Source organism: Pseudoduganella flava (assembly GCF_007830495.1).
Classification (GTDB): Bacteria; Pseudomonadota; Gammaproteobacteria; order Burkholderiales; family Burkholderiaceae_D; genus Rugamonas; species Rugamonas flava.
In genome coordinates this window covers 1-18009 of sequence record NZ_VLKW01000010.1, presented here as the reverse complement: position 1 = coordinate 18009, position 18009 = coordinate 1, and the positions used below count along the sequence as shown (strand labels likewise).

At 70.4% G+C, this 18009-nt stretch carries 12 protein-coding genes; 5 read left to right on the top strand and 7 right to left on the bottom strand.

What is annotated here, in order from left to right:
- Window positions 1-8: 8 nt before the first annotated feature.
- The 3 genes from IP92_RS22395 to IP92_RS22385 are packed head-to-tail and all read right to left on the bottom strand — an operon-like array spanning window position 9 to window position 2518.
- On the bottom strand, window positions 9-1403 hold the full coding sequence (locus IP92_RS22395; RefSeq protein ID WP_145879365.1) for a hypothetical protein: 1395 nt from the start codon (window positions 1401-1403) through the stop codon (window positions 9-11).
- Window position 1404: 1 nt separating this feature from the next.
- The gene (locus IP92_RS22390; protein WP_145879363.1) at window positions 1405-1668 is read right to left on the bottom strand and encodes a PAAR domain-containing protein; all 264 of its coding nucleotides are present in this window, start codon (window positions 1666-1668) and stop codon (window positions 1405-1407) included.
- A gap of 10 nt (window positions 1669-1678) precedes the next feature.
- Window positions 1679-2518, bottom strand: coding sequence for a M15 family metallopeptidase (locus IP92_RS22385; protein ID WP_145879361.1), 840 nt, complete (start codon window positions 2516-2518; stop codon window positions 1679-1681).
- A 283-nt stretch (window positions 2519-2801) separates the two neighbouring features.
- Here IP92_RS22385 and IP92_RS22380 point away from each other — a divergent pair, with 283 nt between their 5' ends.
- A complete protein-coding gene (locus tag IP92_RS22380) occupies window positions 2802-3575 on the top strand; it encodes a hypothetical protein (RefSeq protein ID WP_145879359.1) in 774 nt (257 codons plus the stop codon).
- Between the two features lie 22 nt (window positions 3576-3597).
- Here the strand turns inward: IP92_RS22380 and IP92_RS22375 are convergent, their stop codons facing one another.
- On the bottom strand, window positions 3598-3999 hold the full coding sequence (locus IP92_RS22375) for a cupin domain-containing protein (protein ID WP_199271868.1): 402 nt from the start codon (window positions 3997-3999) through the stop codon (window positions 3598-3600).
- Window positions 4000-4313: 314 nt separating this feature from the next.
- Here IP92_RS22375 and IP92_RS22370 point away from each other — a divergent pair, with 314 nt between their 5' ends.
- Complete coding sequence (locus IP92_RS22370) at window positions 4314-5798, top strand: tyrosinase family protein (protein WP_158206631.1); 1485 nt, start codon at window positions 4314-4316, stop codon at window positions 5796-5798.
- A gap of 9 nt (window positions 5799-5807) precedes the next feature.
- Here the strand turns inward: IP92_RS22370 and IP92_RS22365 are convergent, their stop codons facing one another.
- From IP92_RS22365 to IP92_RS22355, 3 genes are all read right to left on the bottom strand, one after another.
- Window positions 5808-8984, bottom strand: coding sequence for an efflux RND transporter permease subunit (locus tag IP92_RS22365; RefSeq protein ID WP_145879353.1), 3177 nt, complete (start codon window positions 8982-8984; stop codon window positions 5808-5810).
- Between the two features lie 78 nt (window positions 8985-9062).
- Complete coding sequence (locus IP92_RS22360) at window positions 9063-10226, bottom strand: efflux RND transporter periplasmic adaptor subunit (RefSeq protein ID WP_145879351.1); 1164 nt, start codon at window positions 10224-10226, stop codon at window positions 9063-9065.
- A 288-nt stretch (window positions 10227-10514) separates the two neighbouring features.
- Window positions 10515-10787, bottom strand: coding sequence for a hypothetical protein (locus tag IP92_RS22355; protein WP_145879348.1), 273 nt, complete (start codon window positions 10785-10787; stop codon window positions 10515-10517).
- A gap of 232 nt (window positions 10788-11019) precedes the next feature.
- Here IP92_RS22355 and IP92_RS22350 point away from each other — a divergent pair, with 232 nt between their 5' ends.
- The 3 genes from IP92_RS22350 to IP92_RS22340 all read left to right on the top strand — a co-directional run.
- Window positions 11020-11226: an MbtH family protein gene (locus IP92_RS22350; protein WP_145879347.1), complete on the top strand. Its 207-nt coding sequence runs from the start codon at window positions 11020-11022 to the stop codon at window positions 11224-11226.
- An 86-nt stretch (window positions 11227-11312) separates the two neighbouring features.
- Window positions 11313-12038 (top strand): thioesterase II family protein, encoded by a 726-nt coding sequence (locus tag IP92_RS22345; protein WP_158206632.1) that lies wholly within the window; start codon window positions 11313-11315, stop codon window positions 12036-12038.
- A 194-nt stretch (window positions 12039-12232) separates the two neighbouring features.
- Window positions 12233-18009: non-ribosomal peptide synthetase (locus IP92_RS22340; protein ID WP_158644360.1), on the top strand; the 5777-nt coding region annotated here is incomplete at its 3' end.

The window sequence follows — 18009 nt, the reverse complement described above, 5'->3', positions numbered from 1 at the left end:
CTTGTGACTCAGGCCGCGGCGGGCGGCGCGATGACGGCCACGTCGCGGCGGTAAGGATCGAGATTGCCGACGCACAGGACGGGCGCGGCGCGCTCGTGCGCTTCGACGGCGGCCAGTGCCAGCGCGGCCACGAACGGCACGGGGGCACAGGCGCCGCACGCGCTGCCGGCCGATACGATGTCGGTGGTGGCGTCCAGCTGCGGCATGCGTTCGGGCAGCACCGCCATCAGCTCCATCACGCGGCCCGTGCGGTGGTCCGTGTCGGCGGCGATGAACGCCACCTGGTCCGGCGTCACGTGGGCGCGCTCGAGCGCCTGCGTGCAGGCTGCCTGCAATGCCTGCGCGTCGGTGCGCCGGGCGGTATCGGCATCCTGCTCGCGCTGGCCGCTGGCGACGGCGCGCAGCACGCCAAGGCCGTTGTCCGCCGCGCCAAGCAGGGCGCCCTGGGCCGCATCGGCCACCAGCAGCGCGGCCGCACCTTCGCCGGGAATGCGGCCTTGCTGCTGGCGTGCCGTGAACAGCTTGCCGCCGGCGGCCAGGTGGTCGACCGTGGCGGTGTCGAGCTGCGAGCCGCACGCCAGGAGCGCGGCCAGCACGCCTTGTCCGTCGGCCGGGAACAGGCGGGCGAGGGTAGCCGCCGCATCGTCGGTGACGGCGGCGGCGATCCGTTCGGCCGGCCAGCCGGCGGTGTGCGCGACCACGTGGGCGAACCAGCCGGCGGCGGCGTCACGCTGCGGCGGCGTCCAGTCGGCCGGTAGTGCGAAGTGGAGTTGCAGCTGGGGCAGCGGCGACGGCTCGCGGGTGTCGACACGGGCCGCATGCTGGGCCAGCGCCGGATGGTCCGCCAGCGGCGCGGCCAGTTCGGTGGCGACGGCCTGGCCGGCGGCCAGCGCGCGCCATTGCGCGTCGTCGAACGGCACCGTGCGGCCGGCCAGCCACGCGGTGACGGCTTCGCGTACCGGCTCGTCGTCAAGGTCCGCGATGCGCGCGGCCATTACCGGGTAGCCGTAGTCGTCGATCAGTTCATCGTCGAGGGCAGGGCGGGCGTTGCCTTCGGCCAGCGCATCGCGCCATGCGTGCACCGAGGCGCCATGGGGCACGTGCACGGCCGCCGCGACGATCGCCAATGGCGCGACAGCGGCGACGTCGGCGGCTTGCGCGGCCGCTGCCGGCGTGGCGGCGGCGTTGGCGGACGGGGTGGCCGGCGCGGCGTTCATCCGCTCGCGCAGCTTGGCGATGCCCAGGGCGGACAGCAGCAGCACGGTCGGCACGACGAGCAGGTACAGGGCCAGGTCGCCGGAGCCCGGCGCCACGTTGTTGGCGCGCCAGTACCACACGGCGCCCGCCCAGGCGGCGCCGAACGATGCGCCGGCCGCGATCAGAGTACGGAACCAGGACAGCATGTCAGCAGATGTCGATGCTGTGCTGGGCGCTGGCGATCAGCGTCGCGCCGCAGGAAGTCTTGTCGCCGTGGCGGGCGGCCGGGCGGCCGTCGACGAGCAGCGTCGGGTCGCCGGCCACGATCGTCACGTTCTGGTGGCGCGGGCAGCTCACCTTGTCGCCGACGCGGGCGATCCCCTTGCCGCCGCTGTCGCTGAGCCGGGATGCTTCCACTACGGTGCCGTCATGGGAGGTCTTGTCGCCCAGGCGGATCAAAGGTGCTGCCATCGTCGTACTCCTATCGTTTCATCACGCCGGGCATGCGCAGTTCCGTGTGCCCGAAATCCATCATCTTCCACCGTCCGCCCCAGGTCAGGCCCAGCGACTCGGCCACCTCGCCATACAGCTGGTAGCCGCGCATCGCCCACGGGTCCTTCTCCGAGATCACCAGTTTGCCGTCGCGCACGAACGCGCAGTCCGCCGCCAGGCCGTACTGGTGCCAGCTCTGGAACGCGGCCGCATTCGTCACGGACGGGCCCAGGGCCGCCAGCTTGTTCTGCCGCTCGGGGCTGCGGTAGCCTTCCAGGATCGCCATGTCGTAGCCATGCCGCTCCTTCATGATCTTGAAGACCATCAGCAGCCGCTGGGTGAACACGGGATGCATCTGCGCCCAATCGCGGCTTGCCGACACGAGCATCGGCCGCTCCTGCGCCACTTCCGCCGACGCGAACACCAGTGGCGGCAACGGCGGCGGCGGCACCAGCTGCTCGCCCTGGAGCAGGTCGGCGACCTGGGTGTTCACCTCGCGCGTGGACGGCTCGTAACCGCTCAGCGTCGACCGGCTGGCCAGCAGCACCGCAATGAGCGGCGGCGCGCACAGCAGGACCAGGCCACCCAGGCACAGCAGGTAGTGGCGGCGCAGGAATGCGCCCAGCGCGCCCGCCGACGCGCGGCCGCTGGCGCCCAGCGCCCCGGCGTCGCGCCATTGCCGGCGCACCAGCTGGCCGGCCCGGCGCTGCAGCCGCTGCCCCGCGCCCGCCAGCGCGTTCCACACCATCTCCCGGGCGGACGGGAACAGAATCACCCAGCTGACGACGCAGGCCAGCACGAAATACAGGCCTACAGCCAGCAGCCACATCGTGGACTCCCCCAGCGACAACAGTGCATCGTTCGTATCTTTAAAGCATTGCCTGCAAGTATAACTTACTTGGTGCGCACGGTTGAGTAAATAGTTGAAATATTAATTGTGGTGCGCGACACCCGATACCGCAAAAAGTTGCAGCAAGTTTCTCTTGATTCTAGTAAAGTACGGGCAAATTAATAAGGAGCTAATGTTGCAAGAGCAAGGCGATCGCCCGGCCCGTCCCGGCCGGCCAAGTCTGATCGCGCCGGGCGGTAACGCGGAACCGGCGCGCCAAATTTTGAGTTCGCTGGATGCGAAACCGGCGGCGAAGTCCGCCCCTGCCCGCAAGACGTCGCGCACGCTGCTGTGGGGCGGCCTCGGTGCCGCCACGATCGCCGTCGCGGCCGGCCTGTTCACCCTCTCGGGGCGCGAGAGCGACGACACCACGGTGGCGCTCGCCTCGGCACCGGCGCCCGCGGCGGCGCCGCGCGTTGCCGCCGCGCCCGTGGCGCCGGCGCCCACCCCGGTGCCCACACCGGCCCCAGTCTCCGACGCTGCCGTCGTGCGTGACGCGCTGGAGGCGACCCCTGCGGCGCCACAGCCGTCCGTCACCGAAGTATTAGCAGCGCCAAGCAAGCCGGCGGCAAAGAAGGACCAGCTGACGCAGGCGCTCGAGCGCCCCGCGCAGAAGAAAGCGGCGGAAAGCAAGGCTGAAAGCAAGCCGGAGCACAAGCCCGAACACAAGGCGGAACGCTCGACGGAACACAAGGCCGAAAGCAGGTCCGAAAGCAAGGCCGAGAATAAAAAGGCGGAGCGCAAGAAAACCGCGGCCGATAAACCGGCCAAGGCCGCGCCGAATCAGGCCGACAGCGATGCGGCATTGCTTGCCGCGCTGATGACGCATGTGCGCGGCAAGAAGTCGACGCCGGCCGAGCAATTAAAAATCTGCAAGCAATATAATGCGGCCGGCGAGGCCCAGTGCCGCGAGCGGCTGTGTGCTTCCGTGGCCAGCAAGGAGCCGGCCTGCAAGACGGCGCACAAGAAACCGGCGGACTCCCAGCCCGCCTCATGACCCGGCCCGGCGGGCCGGATCGTCACTTCGCCAGCACCACCAGCGGCTTGCCTTTCTCGACGACATAGGTGGCGAGTTCCTGCGACTCGCCACCGCCGATATTGCGCGCCGAATGCACGGCGCCGGCCGGAATGAACAGCGACTGGCCGGCGTGCAGCGTGACGGGCGGCTGGCCGTCGATCTGGTATTGCAGGGTTCCCTTCAGGACAAACGCGATTTCCTCGCCCGGGTGCGAGTGGCGCGGCGCCAGCGCATCGTGGCCGAAGTCCACGCGCGCCTGGATCAGCTCCTTGCCGGGGATGGCGCTGTCTTTCTGCAGCAAATCGACCCGGCCGACGCCCGTCATCGCGGTCTGTGCGGCCGCGCTCAGCGACATGGTCAATGCCAGCACAGTGGCGGCAACGGCGGTGTGGCGGTGGTTCATGGTAGTTCCTTTCGTGGTGTGGTCGGTGAGCCCACAGTAGGCCACGCCCATGTATGCGCGGTATGTCGCCGTGTAGCGCACTAGCGCCGGAACGTGTACGGCAGGCCCGCGGATACATGCGGATACACGGATGTGCCGGCCCGCCATTCGCGGCGCGATGTCAATGCCAATCCTGCACGCCCGCGCCGCGAAGCGCGCCAAGTTTGACGGCGGCCGCATCGCGCACCGCCGCCGCTTGCATTCCGCGTGCGGCCCGCGATCATGTGCCTCACGGATGCCGGCCATCGGGGCCGGCAGTGCTAACGGAGGCCGCCATGTGGACGCTTTCACGCAGGGAATTCATGAAGACCGGCATGCTGGCGGCGGGAGCCGTCTTGCTGCCGCAGTCCGACCCCGCCTCGCGGGCCTGTACGCGCATGCGCTACAGCCTCGCGACGGATCGCGGGCGGCGCATGTTGACGACCTATGCCGACAGCGTGCGGCGCATGAACAGCCAGCGCTGGTATCCCGAATCCAACCCGCTGTCGTGGACCTTCCAGTGGTACACCCACATGGTGCGGGGCGACCGCACGAAGGCTGCCGAGCTGGCGCGCATCTATCCGGCCGGCGGCGCCACGATGGCGCTGGCCAACGATATGTGGAACACGTGCCAGTCCCACCTCGGCCAGCCCCAGGAGTACTTCCTGCCGTGGCATCGCCTGTACCTGATCTGCTTCGAAGACCTGATCCGCGCCGTCTCCGGCGACAACTGCTTCACGCTGCCGTACTGGGATTACACGGATCCCGCCCAACAGGCGCTGCCCATTCAATTCCGCCAGCCCGGTCATTACACGTGGGGCGCGCTGTACCGGGCCGACCGCTATGCCGAGATCAATGCCGGCACGCCGCTGCCGGCGGGCCCGGTCCGTCTCGCGCTCGACCTGGCGTGCATGAAGTCCGGCAGCTACAATCCGCAGGACGGCGACGCGGGCTTCTGCGCCAACCTGGACAGCCTGCTGCACGGCGCCGTGCATCTCGACATCGGCACCAAGCTGGGCATGGGGGCCGTGCCATGGGCCGCTAACGATCCCGTGTTCTGGGTCCACCATTGCAATATCGACCGCATCTGGGCCAGCTGGAACGCGGCGGGCGGCAGCAATCCGTCGGACAGCGCGTTTCTCGACAAAACGTTCACGTTTGCCGACAGCCGCGGCCAGCCCCGCATCGGCCGCATCGGCGACGTGCTGGCTGCCGTGCCGGCCGCCTACGATGCCTACCTCGACCGGCCGGCCGGCAGCTTGCCGTTCCAGGGCGCGTCGGCGCAGCGCGCGGCGCGCGACGTGCTGGAATCGAATGCGCCGGACGAGGACGGCGACATCCGCCTCGGCGAGCTGCCGGCGGCCGTCGGGCTGCACGGGCCCAACGGCGCGCCGGCGGGCGGGCCGCCGTGGCTGCGCAGCGCTGGCCACCTGATCCTGGCGATCGAGGGCCGCAGGGCGATGGAGTTCGTCGGCGCCGCGTTCAATGTGTATGTGCACGGCGTGCGCCGCCCGGAGCTGACGCCGGACAGCCCGGCGTTCGTGGGCCAGCTGAACTTCTTCGGCCTGGAGAGCATGCACGGCCATGACGGCGATGGGCACGACAGCGAGGGGCACGACAGCGATGCAGGCAAGGACGCCAGCTTCGTGCTGCGCGACGAGACGCGCGCCTTCCTCGCCGGCTTGCACACCGGCGCGCTGGTGGTCACCTTGCAGCCCACGGCGCCGACGGCGGGCCTGGAAGTGGCGACGGTGCGCCGCATCGCGCTGGTGCCGCGCTAGCGCGAGCGGTCAGGCGCCGGCCGGTTCGCTGTCCGGCAGCGCGGCGTGCGGCTGCGCGACGGCGCTCGCGCGGCCCAGGTAGCTGTACAGCACCGGCACGACGACGAGCGTCAGCAAGGTCGATGCCAGCACGCCGCCGATGATCGCGCGGCCCATCGCCGACTGCAGCTCGCCGCTCTCGTCGAGCGCCAACGCCAGCGGCAGCATGCCCAATACCATGGCCGCCGTCGTCATCAGGATCGGCCGCAGGCGCGTGGTCCCCGCCTGCTGCAGCGCCTCCGTCACGCCGGCGCCGGCCCGCCGCGCCAGGTTGGCGCAGTCGACCAGCAGGATGCCGTTCTTCGTGACGAGGCCCATCAGCATGATCAGGCCGATCATCGAGAACAGGTTCAGCGTCGACCCCGTCAACAGCAGTGACAGTACGACGCCGATCAGCGCGAGCGGCAGCGTGGCCATGATCGCCAGCGGTTGCAGGAAGCTGCCGAACTGCGATGCCAGCACGATGTAGACGAAGATCACCGACAACGCGATCGCCCACGCCACGTCGGCCAGCGCCTCGTCCTGGTCGCGCGAGCTGCCGCCCACGTCGAAGCGGTAGCCGGGCGGCAGCACGATCGTTTTCAACAGTGCCTTCACGTCGGCGTTGACGTCGCCGGCCGCGCGGTCGCGCACGTTCGCATGGATCACCTGGCGGCGCTGCAGGTCCTGCCGGTTGATCACTTCGGGGTTGAAGATGGGGACGAAGCGGGCCACGCTGTCGAGCTGGATCGGCGTGCCGTTCGCGGCATAGGCGACAGGCAGGCCGGCCAGATCCGTCAACGCCGTGCGCCGGTCGCGCGGCAGCCGCACCTCCACCTCGACCTGTTCACCGTCCGGCGCCGTCCAGTACGTGGCGATCTCGCCGTTGACGTAGCTGCGCATGCTCACCGACAGGTCGCTGGCGGTCAGCCCCAGCTCCTGCATCGCCAGCGGCCGCAGGCGCACGGCCTGGGCCGGCAGGCCGGGCTTGACGGACGTCTCCAGGTCCACCACGCCGGGAATTTCGGCGATGCGGGCCGCCACGCGGGCGGTCTGCGCGGTCAGCGTGTCCGGATCCGGCCCGAGCAGCGCCACGTTCACGGGCCGGCTGCCGATCGACACCTGCAGGCCGGGAATCGTGGCCAGCCGGTCGCGGATCGCGTTCTCGATCTCCTTCTGGGTGCGGCTGCGCTGGGCGCGTTCGCGCAGGCGGATATCGAGGTTGGCCGTGTTGCGGCCTTCGCCGAGGCGGCCCAGGCCGATCGTCGTGCTGACCAGGCTGACCTCGGGGTTGGCGCGGATGGCCTGTTCCGCCTGGGCGATCTTGCGGTCCGCCCGTTCCAGGCTCGTGTCGATCGGCAGCGTCACGCGCACCGAGATGAAGCCGTTGTCCGTCTCGGGCATGAACTCGGTGCCGACCAGCGGCGTGAGCAGCAGGGCAAGGCCCAGGCTGGACGCGGCGATCCACAGCACGATGCCGCGCGGCGTCAGCGTCGCGCGGCGCGGCCGCAATGCGGCAAGGCGGCGTTCGCGCACACTGCGCCACAGCCCGATCGACGGCCACCACAACCGGTAGCGGCGCGCCGAGAACACCCAGCGCAGCAGCCGCGCGTAGCCCGTCTCGAGCCGTGCCATGCTCCGTTCCATGCCGGCCGTGAGCCGGCCGAGTACGGGCCAGCGGGCCGCGGCCGGCGGATCGTGCCACACGCTCGACAGCATCGGGTCCAGCGTGAAGCTGACGAACAGCGAGACCAGCACCGCGGCCGCCACGGTGACGCCGAACGAGGCGAAGAACATGCCGACGATGCCCTTGGTGAAGGCGATCGGCACGAAGACGGCGCAGATCGTCAGCGTGGTCGCCGTGACGGCCAGGCCGATCTCCTCGGTGCCCAGCAGCGCGGCGCGCCGATGGGGCACGCCCAGCCGCGTGTGCCGCACGATGTTCTCGCGCACGATGATCGCATCGTCGATCAACAGGCCGATGCACAGGGAGAGCGCCATCATCGTCATGAAGTTCAATGTGTAGCCGAAGGCATGCACGGCGATGAAGGAGGCGATCACGGAGATCGGCAGCGTCAGCGCGGTGATCACGGTGCTGCGCCAGCTGTGCAGGAACAGGAACACGATGACGACCGTCAGCAGCGCGCCTTCGACTAGCGTGCGCTTCACGCCGTCGAGCGAGTCGCGGGTCCAGTCGCTGTCAGCATAAATCACCTTCAGGTCGATGCCGGGGCCCAGTTCCTTGCGCAGCTCCGCCAGCGCGTCCTTGACGCCTTCGCCGGTGTCGATGATGTTGGCGTCCTGCTGCTTGTAGATGTCGAAGTTCACCGCGGGGATGCCGTCCACGCGGGCGATCGTCGTCGGCTCGCGCTCGCGCTCGACGACGGTGGCCACATCCATCAGGCGCACGGCGCGCCCTTGCGCGCTGGCCACGACGACGTCGCGAAAGTCCTTCGCGTCCGCGATCTTGCCCTCCACCTGCACGATCGCATCGGCCTCGGCGCCCTGGATCAGGCCCACCGCCATGTCCGTGTTGGTGCGGCGCAGGGCCGTGACGATGTCGGCCGCGGTGAGCTGGCTGGCGATCAGCCGCTGCACGTCCAGCTCGATGCGCACCTGCCGCACGGCCATGCCGCCGACGTCCACGCGGCCGACGCCGCCCACCCGTTCCAGGCGCCGCAGCACGACCTGCTCGGCCAGCATCGACAGCTCCCTGGGGCTGCGCTCGCGCCCCAGCATCGACAGGTAGACGACCGGCAGGTCGTTTTCCCAGCCCATGCGCGTGACGGTGGGAGGCTTCGCTTCCTCGGGCAGCGCGGGCGGCAGCATCGCCACCTTGTCGCGCACTTCCTGCACGGCGCGGTCCATGTCGGTATCGAGCGTGAATTCGACGAACGTCTGGCTGCTGCCTTCCCGGCTGGCCGAACGGATCTGCTTGACGCCGGCGACGCCGTTGACGGCCCGTTCGACGACGCGGGTGACGGAAGTCTCCACCGCGCCCGGCGAGGCGCCCGGATAGGCGATGGCGATCGTCACGATCGGCGGCGCCACGTCCGGCAGGCGCTCGACGCGCAGCTGGCTGTACGAGAACAGGCCCAGCACGAGCAGGGCGAGCATCGCCATCGCCGCAAGTACCGGGTTGTTGATCGAGACGCGGGTGATCCACATGGCTGGCTTCCTGTCTGGTTGGGCAAGCGCGCGGGCGCTGTGCAGTGGGCGTATGCGGCGCCGCCGCGCCGTGCCGGGTCAGCGCGCGGCGGTGGTGGACGCCTGGGCGGCGGCCGTGCCGGCGAGCCGCGCCGCCGTGCCTTCGCGCAGATTGTCGAAGCGCACGGCGAGCACCTGGGCCTGCGGCGCCAGGCCGTTCAGCACGATCACGCGGCCCGTGCCGGCCAGGCCGGAGCCGGTGATGATGGCGCGGCGTACCAGCTTGCCGTGCTCGATCACCCACACGTATTCCTGGCCGGCCGAACGCAGCACGGCCGTGGCGGGCAACGTCATGCGCGGCTGCGGGTCGGCGATCTCCAGGCGCGCCTGCGCATACTGGCCGGCGCGGTAGCGTTCGTCGGCATTGGGCAGTACCACCGTCACGCCGATGCCGCGCGTGCCCGGCTCGGCGTGCGGCGCGATGCGCTGGATGTGGCCGGCCAGCGCCTCGCCGGCGCCATCGACGGTCAGCGATACGCGCTGGCCCGCGCGCAGTTGCGCGGCCTCGTGGGCGGGCACGGTGCCGGCCAGCTCCAGCGTCGCCAGGTCGACGATCGTGAAGATGGTCTGGTGGGCCGACAGGTTCTCGCCCGGGACCGCGTGGCGCCTGGCGATGATGCCGTCGATCGGCGCCACCAGCGCGGCCTGCCGTTCGTTGACCTGCGCGGTCGCCAGCTGCGCGCGGGCGGCATCGAGCTGGGCCTGGGCCACTTCGAGCTTGCCGCGGGAGGCGCGCAGCGCCGTCGACGAGATGAACTGGCGCTCGGCCAGCGTTTCATTGGCCTTGTGGTGGCTGGTGACTTCGTCGAGGGTGGCGCGGGCCAGCGCGACGGCGGCGCGGCGGTGGTCGATCTCGGTGTGCAGGTCGGCCAGGTCGAGCCGGCCCACTACCTGGCCGGCGCGCACGCGGGCGCCCTCGTTGACCTGCAACGCCAGTAGCGTGGCGGCGACGTCGGTCTTGACGACGGCCGTTGCCGGCGCCACGAGCGGACCGGAGAACTCCAGCACGCGGCCGACCGGGCCGACGCTGGCCGTGACCACTTCCTGGGCCGTGAATTGCAGCGTGGGGGCGCTCGCCGGTGCCGCCGGCGCTTCGTCGCGCCATGCGAACGTTGCGGCTAGGCCGATTGCGACAATGCCGCCCGCCAGCGCGGCGCCGCGCCTGAATATGAATCGCGTCGATTGGGAACTGCGTGTACTCATGGGGAAGGAATCCGGCTGATGAATGCACGGGGTGCCAGACCGTGCAGAAAGACGCCTGTACGAAATGCCGCCCAATCATATATGACGCCGTTTGCGCCTGTAAACGATTTTGCGACGGCTATTGAATTAAAAGTGATCGGCACCCTTATAAATCAAGCTCATCCATTCCAACAAGCTTGCACGAGTGTCGTAAATTTGTAAAAAGTAAATTTTTTTCGATTACATCCGCGCAGCGCAAAAAATCGGTGCTAGACTCCATCGCATGTTTAAAAGGGCTGCCATTTTTCTTCAATGCTTCGTCTTCGCTGCAACGCTGGCGGTGCTTGCAATAGCAAGCGCGTCGGCGGCGGGACCGACCCATGCACGGCTGCCGGCCGCGGCGGCCGGTGCCGTGGCGCAGCCGGTCACACTGAAGATGGCGGAAGCCGCCGTGGCCGCCGGTGCCAGTGCCGGCCGGCATACGGGGGCGCCGGGCAGCGGCAGGCCCGATGACACCACCGAGGGCGAGCCGGATAGCGATGGCGACGTCCCGGATTTCACTGCGGATACGAGTGATTCCAAGCTCGCGTCCGTTTCGACGGGCTCCGTGCCCGAGACCGCTCTTGCGTTGCCGGCCCAGCGATCGCTCGGCCCTCTCTTGCCTCCGCCGAGGCCTCGTTCCACCCGCTGATCGCCGTTAGCCGGCGCCACATTGGCGGGGAACACAAGCAGCCGGGTTCCGCGTGAACGCGGCCGGGTGGCCGTGCGCCTGCCCGCTCATTGATTACCTTCGCTATATCAACAGGGGGATGTCATGTCTCACGTCAGCTTTCAGGAATCCTATAAGGTCGTCGTAAATGACGAAGGGCAATACTCATTGTGGCCTGCCGGCCGCGAGAATGCGCTGGGCTGGCATGACGCGGGACCGGCGGGTGATAAGGAAACCTGCTTGCGTTATATAAGCGAACGTTGGATCGATATGCGTCCAATCAGTTTGCGCGCCAAGATGAGCACGAATTAAATTCGGCCCGCGTATTAATTTTATTTGGTGAGTTCGCTATGGCGCAGCCGTGGTTTGTTTCATTCAATCCGGGAATCGAGCCGGAATTGCGATTAATCTGCATTCCCTTTGCCGGCGGTGGCGCTTCCGCATTCCGGCCGTGGGGCGCGGCGCTGTCCGCCCGGCTGGAGGTGGTGGCCGTGCAGCCGCCCGGCCGCGAGAGCCGCTTCCGCGAAGCGCCGCTGCGCGACATCGCAACGATCGTCGAGCAGCTGGGCACGGCCCTGGCGGCGGGGCTGGACCGGCCGTTCGCGCTGTTCGGCCACAGCATGGGTGCGCTGGTCGCCTTCGAGCTGGCGCGCTGGCTGCGCCGGCAGGGCCTGCCGTTGCCGCGGCACCTGATCCTGTCCGGGCGGCGCGCCGCGTCGCTGCCGCTCGACCGCCGGCCCTACCATGACCTGCCGGACGCCGACCTGCTGGACGAAATCCGGCGCATGCGCGGCACCGACGACGGCCTGCTGCAGAACGACGAGCTGATGGCGCTGCTGCTGCCGACGATCCGTGCCGACTTCGCGGCGCACGACACCTACCGCTACCGGCCGGAGCCGCCGTTGCCGGTGCCATTGTCGATCTTCGGCGGCCGCGACGACGTGACGACGCCGCCGGAGACCGTGGCGGCATGGGCCGAACACGGCACCGCCGGCGCGCGCGTGCACCTGTTCGACGGCGGCCACTTCTTCATCAACGACGCGCGCGCCGCCGTGCTGCGCACGATCGAAGACGAGCTGGCGGCCGCCGGCCATATCCGGCGCAGCGAGGATCTCGTGATGTAAGCGGCGGCAAGCGGCGCCCGCGGCGCCGCGGTGAACAACAATCCCCTTGTACCGACGACCCAGCGGACTTTCGCCCGTCATGGGCAGGGCATGCTCATGCCGGCTGCCGGCGCAGGGGAGGGCGTATCTGCAAGGCCGCCCGCGGCGCGGGCGGAACATGAACGGACGAAGTCCACGGTTGCTGGAGAATGATCATGCTGGAATCGCTGACCAACGAGCACGCAACAGAAGTCCAGGCGGGGACGCTCCCCGCGGCCACCCGTCCCGCGGACCGCCCCGCGCATTTCGTGCACGTCGTGCAGCGCCGCGCGGCCGAGCATGCGCACAAGGTGGCGTTCACGTTCCTGAAGGATGGCGAAGAGGCCGTGGCGAGCCTCACGTATGGCGAGCTGGATGCCCGTGCCCGGGCAATCGCCGCCGCGCTGCGCACGGTGGCGGCACCGGGCGAGCGGGCGCTGCTGATGTTCCCCGACGGCCTGGACTTCGTGCTGGGCTTCCTCGGCTGCCTGTATGCCGGCGTGATCGCGGTACCCGTGTATCCGCCGCACGCGCGCACCGAATACTGGCACCGGCTGGAAGGCCTGGCGGCCGACTGCGATGCGCGCCACGTGCTGTGCATCAGCGACTATGCGCCCGAGCTGGCGCGCCACAGCGCGGGCCTGGCAACGCTCGAGCGCTGCGCCTGCACCCGCATCGACGACCTGCCGGCCGATGCGCCCGCGTGGCAGGCGCCCGCCATCGACGCCGACACGCTCGCCTTCCTGCAATACACGTCGGGGTCGACGTCGCTGCCGAAGGGCGTGATGGTCACGCATCGCTGCCTGCTCGACAATATGGAGATGATGCGCGACGGCTTCGGCCACGATGCCGACAGCGTGCTGGTCTCGTGGCTGCCGATGTTCCACGACATGGGCCTGATCGGCAACGTGCTGCAGACGATCCACGTGGGCGGCAGCTGCTACGTGATGGCGCCGGCCGCGTTCATCCAGAACCCGATGCGCTGGCTGCGCGCGATCTCCACCTACCGCGGCACGTCGGCGTTCGCACCGAACTTCGCCTACGAGCTGTGCGCCCAGCGGGGCAGCGAGGAAGACCTGCGCACGCTCGACCTCTCCAGCTGGGGCATGGCGCTGAACGGCGCCGAGCCGGTGCGCTACGACACGCTGCGGCGCTTTGCCGACAAATACGCGCCGTGCGGTTTCGATGCGCGCAGCCTGTATCCGGCCTACGGCCTGGCCGAAGCGACGCTGTTCGTTTCGGGTGGCGGCCGCGGCACCGGCGTGCGCTGGTACGACGCGGATGCCGAACAGCTGGACCGGGCCGCGCTGGTGCGGCCGGCGGCGCCTGGCGCACCGGTGCGGCGCCTGGTCGGCTGCGGCCGCGCGTGGCACGGTACCGCGCTGCGCATCGTCGACGGCGCCACCGGCGCGGTGTGCGCGGACGGCGTGATCGGCGAGATCTGGATCGGCAACGACAGCGTCGCGCACGGCTACTGGGGCCGCGATGCGGAAACGGCGCGCACGTTCGGCGCCACGCCGCAGGGTGAAACGGGATGCTACCTGCGCACCGGCGACCTGGGCTTCCTGCACGAGGGCGAGCTGTATGTGACGGGCCGCGTGAAGGAGCTGATCATCCTGCGCGGCGTGAACTACTACCCGCACGACATCGAGCGCGCCGTGCAGGATGCCGTGCCGGCATTGAAGGCGGGCGCCGGTGCCGCCTTCGCGATCGAAACCGACGGCGCCGAGCAGCTGGTGCTGGTGCAGGAAGTCGAGCGCACGCACCTGCGCACGCTGGACCATGACGCGGTGTTCGCGGCGGCGCGCGCGGCGGTACTGCGCACGCTGGGCGTGGCGCCCCATGCGATCGTGCTGATCCGCCCGGCCACGCTGGCGAAGACGTCCAGCGGCAAGATCCAGCGGCAGCTGATGCGCAGCCGCTTCCTCGACGGCAGCCTGGCCGGAAACACCGTTGCCGAGCGGCGCTGGCAGCTCGATGCCGCGGCCGGAGCCGACGTGGATGCCGGTACGCCCGCCGATGCGGCGGGCTGGACCCGGCTGCTGCGCACGTTGGCCGCGCGCCAACTGCGGGTGCACCCGGACGAAGTGGATTCCGCCGCCAGCCCGGTCGCGCTGGGCCTCGATTCGCTGGCGATCGCCGGCATGCAGCATGCGGTGCAAGCCAGCGGCGGTGCCGCGCTGCCGCTGGCATTGCTGCTGGGCGATGCGAGCCTGGCGGCGCTGGGCGAGCATCTCGCTGCGCAGGACGGTGCCGCTGGCACGGACCATGCCGCCTTGGCCGCCGACGACGAGGAAGGGGACGCATGGCCGATGAGCGACCACCAGCGGCAGCTCTGGCTGTTGCGGGCACAGGCGCCCGACAATGCGGCATATCACGTGCCGCTGTGCCTGCAGGGGCGCTTCGAGGCGGCACCGCTGCGCACCGCGTTGGCGACGCTGCTGGAGCGCCACCCCGTATTGCGCGCCGCTTACCGCGACGACGACGGCGAAGCGGGCCTGCACGTGCTGCCGGCCGCCGCGCTGCCGCTGACCGAGGTCGAGACCGATGGCGGCGATGGCACGTTGACGGCGCTGCTGGCCGAGGCGTGCGCCCGGCCGCTGGCGCTGGAGCGCGGCGAAGTGTGCCGCGTCGTGCATTACCGGGCGTCCGCCGGGCTGGAGCACCTGCTGTTCGTCTTCCACCACATCGCCGTGGACCTGCGGTCCGTGCAATGCCTCGTCGCAGAATTCGGCGACCTGTATTGCGCTGCCGCGGCTGGCGACCCGGCGCCGCCGGCGCGGCCCGACCCCGGCTACCGCCGCTTCGTTGCCTCCCAGGCGGCCCACGCGAACAGCGCCCACGGCCGCGCCGCGCGGGAATACTGGCAAGGCCGGCTCGCCGCGGCGTTGCCCGTGCTGCAGCTGCCCACCGAGCACAATCGGCCACCGCTGCGCCGGTTCCGTGGCGGTTCGGTGGACTTTGCCATCGATGCGCGCTTGGGCGGGCGGCTACGGCTCACCGCGCGGCGCCATGGTGTCACGGCCGGCAGCCTGCTGCTGGCCGCCTGGCAGCTGCTGCTGGGACGGATGTCGGCGCAGGACGAAGTCGTCACCGGCGTGCCGATGGCGGGGCGCCACTTGCCGGGCTTCGACAACACGGTCGGCTATTTCGTCGAGCCGGCCGTGATCCATACGGCATGGCAGCCGGAGCTGCCGTTCGCCGCGCTGGCGCAGGGCGTGCACGCGGCGCTGGCCGCCGCACTCGATCACCAGGGCGGCGTGCTGGACGCGCTGCACGCGGCGGCCGGGCGCCATCCGGACCGCAGCGTTCCGCCCGTGTTCCAGGCGCTGTACACGTACTACCCGGCGACCGCCACGGGCCTGCAGCCGTTCCACGGCAGGCCTGAGCCGCGGCAGGTCCAGGCCGGCGCACTAACGTGCGCGCTGCGGCCGCTGCCGAGCCCGGGCGCCCAGCTCGACGTGGCCTTGCTGGTGGCGGACGGCGGCACCGGCTTCGGCGCCCGCATCGAGTACGACGCCGACCTGTTCGACGCCGCCGCGATGCGGCGCTGCGCGGCGCGCCTGCTGGTGCTGCTGACGGCGCTGGCGGACGATCCCGATGCGAGCGCCGGCGAACTCGCGCTGCTGCCGGACGCGGAGCGGGACCTCGTGCTGCGCGGCTGGAACGATACCGCCTGCGACTACGGCGACACGCGGACCATCCACGGCATCATCGGCGAGCGTGCCGCCGCCCAGCCGCACCTCGTCGCCACCCGCTGCGACGGCGCCGTGCTGACGTATGGCGAACTGGCGCAGCGCTCGGACGCGCTGGCGGCCCTGCTGGCCGCGCGCGGCGTCGGTCCGGACGACCGGGTCGGCATCTGCCTGCACCGCTCGCTGCCGCTGCTGGTCGGACTGCTGGCGATCCTGAAGGCCGGCGCGGCATACGTGCCGGTCGACCCGGATTACCCGCCCGAGCGCCTGGCGCGGATCGGCGCCGATGCGGGCCTGTCACTGGTGCTGACGACGAGCGTGCTGGCGGACGCCGCGGCCTGCGCCGGCGCGCCCGTGGTCTGCGTCGACACGCTGGACCTGGATGCCCCCGTGGCCTGGACCGCGCCACTATTGGACGACGCGCACCTGGCGTACGTGATCTTCACGTCCGGCTCCACGGGCCGGCCGAAAGGCGTGATGAACACGCACGGCGCGATCCGCAACCGCCTGCTGTGGATGCAGGAGCTGGGGCGGCTGCGCGTGGGCGAACCCGTGCTGCAGAAGACGCCGTTCAGCTTCGACGTTTCCGTGTGGGAGTTCTTCTGGCCGCTGATGACCGGGGCGACGGTGGTGTTCGCGCGCCCGGGTGGCCACCTGGAGGCCGACTACCTGGACCAGGTGCTGCGCGACGAGGCGGTGACGACCTTGCATTTCGTGCCGTCGATGCTGCAGGCATTCCTCGAGCACGACGGCGCAGCCTTGCCGGCGCTGCGGCAGGTGTTCTGCAGCGGCGAGGAGCTGCCGGCCGACCTGGCGCGCCGCTTCCTGGCGCGCTACCCCGGCGTGGCGCTGCACAATCTGTACGGACCGACGGAAGCGGCGGTGGACGTCAGCCACTGGCATTGCACCGACGCGCGGGCGCGCGTGCCGATCGGCCGGCCGATCGCCAATACGCAGCTGTACGTGCTCGATAGCGGCATGCGGCCGGTCGGCATCGGCGTCACCGGCGAGCTGTATATCGGCGGCGCCGGTCTGGCGCGCGGCTATCTGGGCCGGCCCGACGTGACGGCGGAGCGCTTCGTGCCCGACCCGTTCTCGGCCGTGCCGGGGGCGCGCCTGTACCGCACCGGCGACCTGGCGCGCTGGCGCGCCGATGGCGCCCTCGAATACCTGGGCCGTACCGACCACCAGGTCAAGCTGCGCGGGCTGCGCATCGAGCTGGGCGACGTGGAAGCGGCGTTGACCCGGCTGCCCGGCGTGCGCGAAGCGGTCGCGCTGGTGCGCGGCGACGGTGCGCACAAGGCGCTGGTGGCGTACGTGGCCGGCGACGGCCTGGACCCGGTCACCCTGCGTGCCGGGCTCGAACAGGCGCTGCCGGCCTACATGGTGCCGGCCGCGCTGCAGGTGCTCGCTGCGCTGCCGCTGACGCCGAACGGCAAGGTGGACCGCGCCGCGCTGCCGGCGCTGGTGCCCGTGCGTGGCGGTGCCGGCCGGGTCCCGCGCACGCCCCGCGAACGCGCTCTGGCCGAGGCCTGGTGCGAGGTGCTGGGCTGCGACACGGTCGGACTGGACGACAGCTTCTTTGAACTGGGCGGTCACTCGCTGCTGGCGGCCCGCCTGGTGGCAAGGCTGCGCGCGGCCGGCCTGGGCTTGACGGTGCGCGACGTGTTCGAGGCGCCGACGATTGCGGGCCAGGTCGAGCGGGCGGCCGGCGTGGCCGAGGCCGTGCCGGCCCTGCTGCCGGTGGCGCGGGACGGCGCGATGCCGCTGTCGTATGCCCAGCAGCGCCTGTGGTTCCTGGCGCAGCTCGAGGGGATCACTGCCACGTACAACATGCCGCACGCGGTGCGGTTGCACGGTGCGCTCGATATCGCGGCGTTGCGCACGGCAATCGAGGGCATGGTCGCGCGCCACGAAGTGCTGCGCACCGTGTATGCGGAAGGACCACGGCAGGAGGTGCTGCCGGCCGATGCGTTCACGGTCGGCTGGGAAGACTGGAGCGGGCATACCGATGCCGGCGCGCTGGCTGCGCGGGCGGAGGCGGACAGCCGGCGCGGCTTCGACCTGCGGCATGAGCCGCCGCTGCGCGTGACGGTCATCCGGCTCGCCCCCGACGAACACGCGCTGCTGCTGTGCCTGCACCATATCGCCGGCGACGGCTGGTCGATCGAACTGCTGTGGCGCGAGCTGGAACAGGGCTATGCCGCCGCGCTGGCGGGTACCGCGCCGCCGGCCGCGCCGGCCCTGCAATACATCGA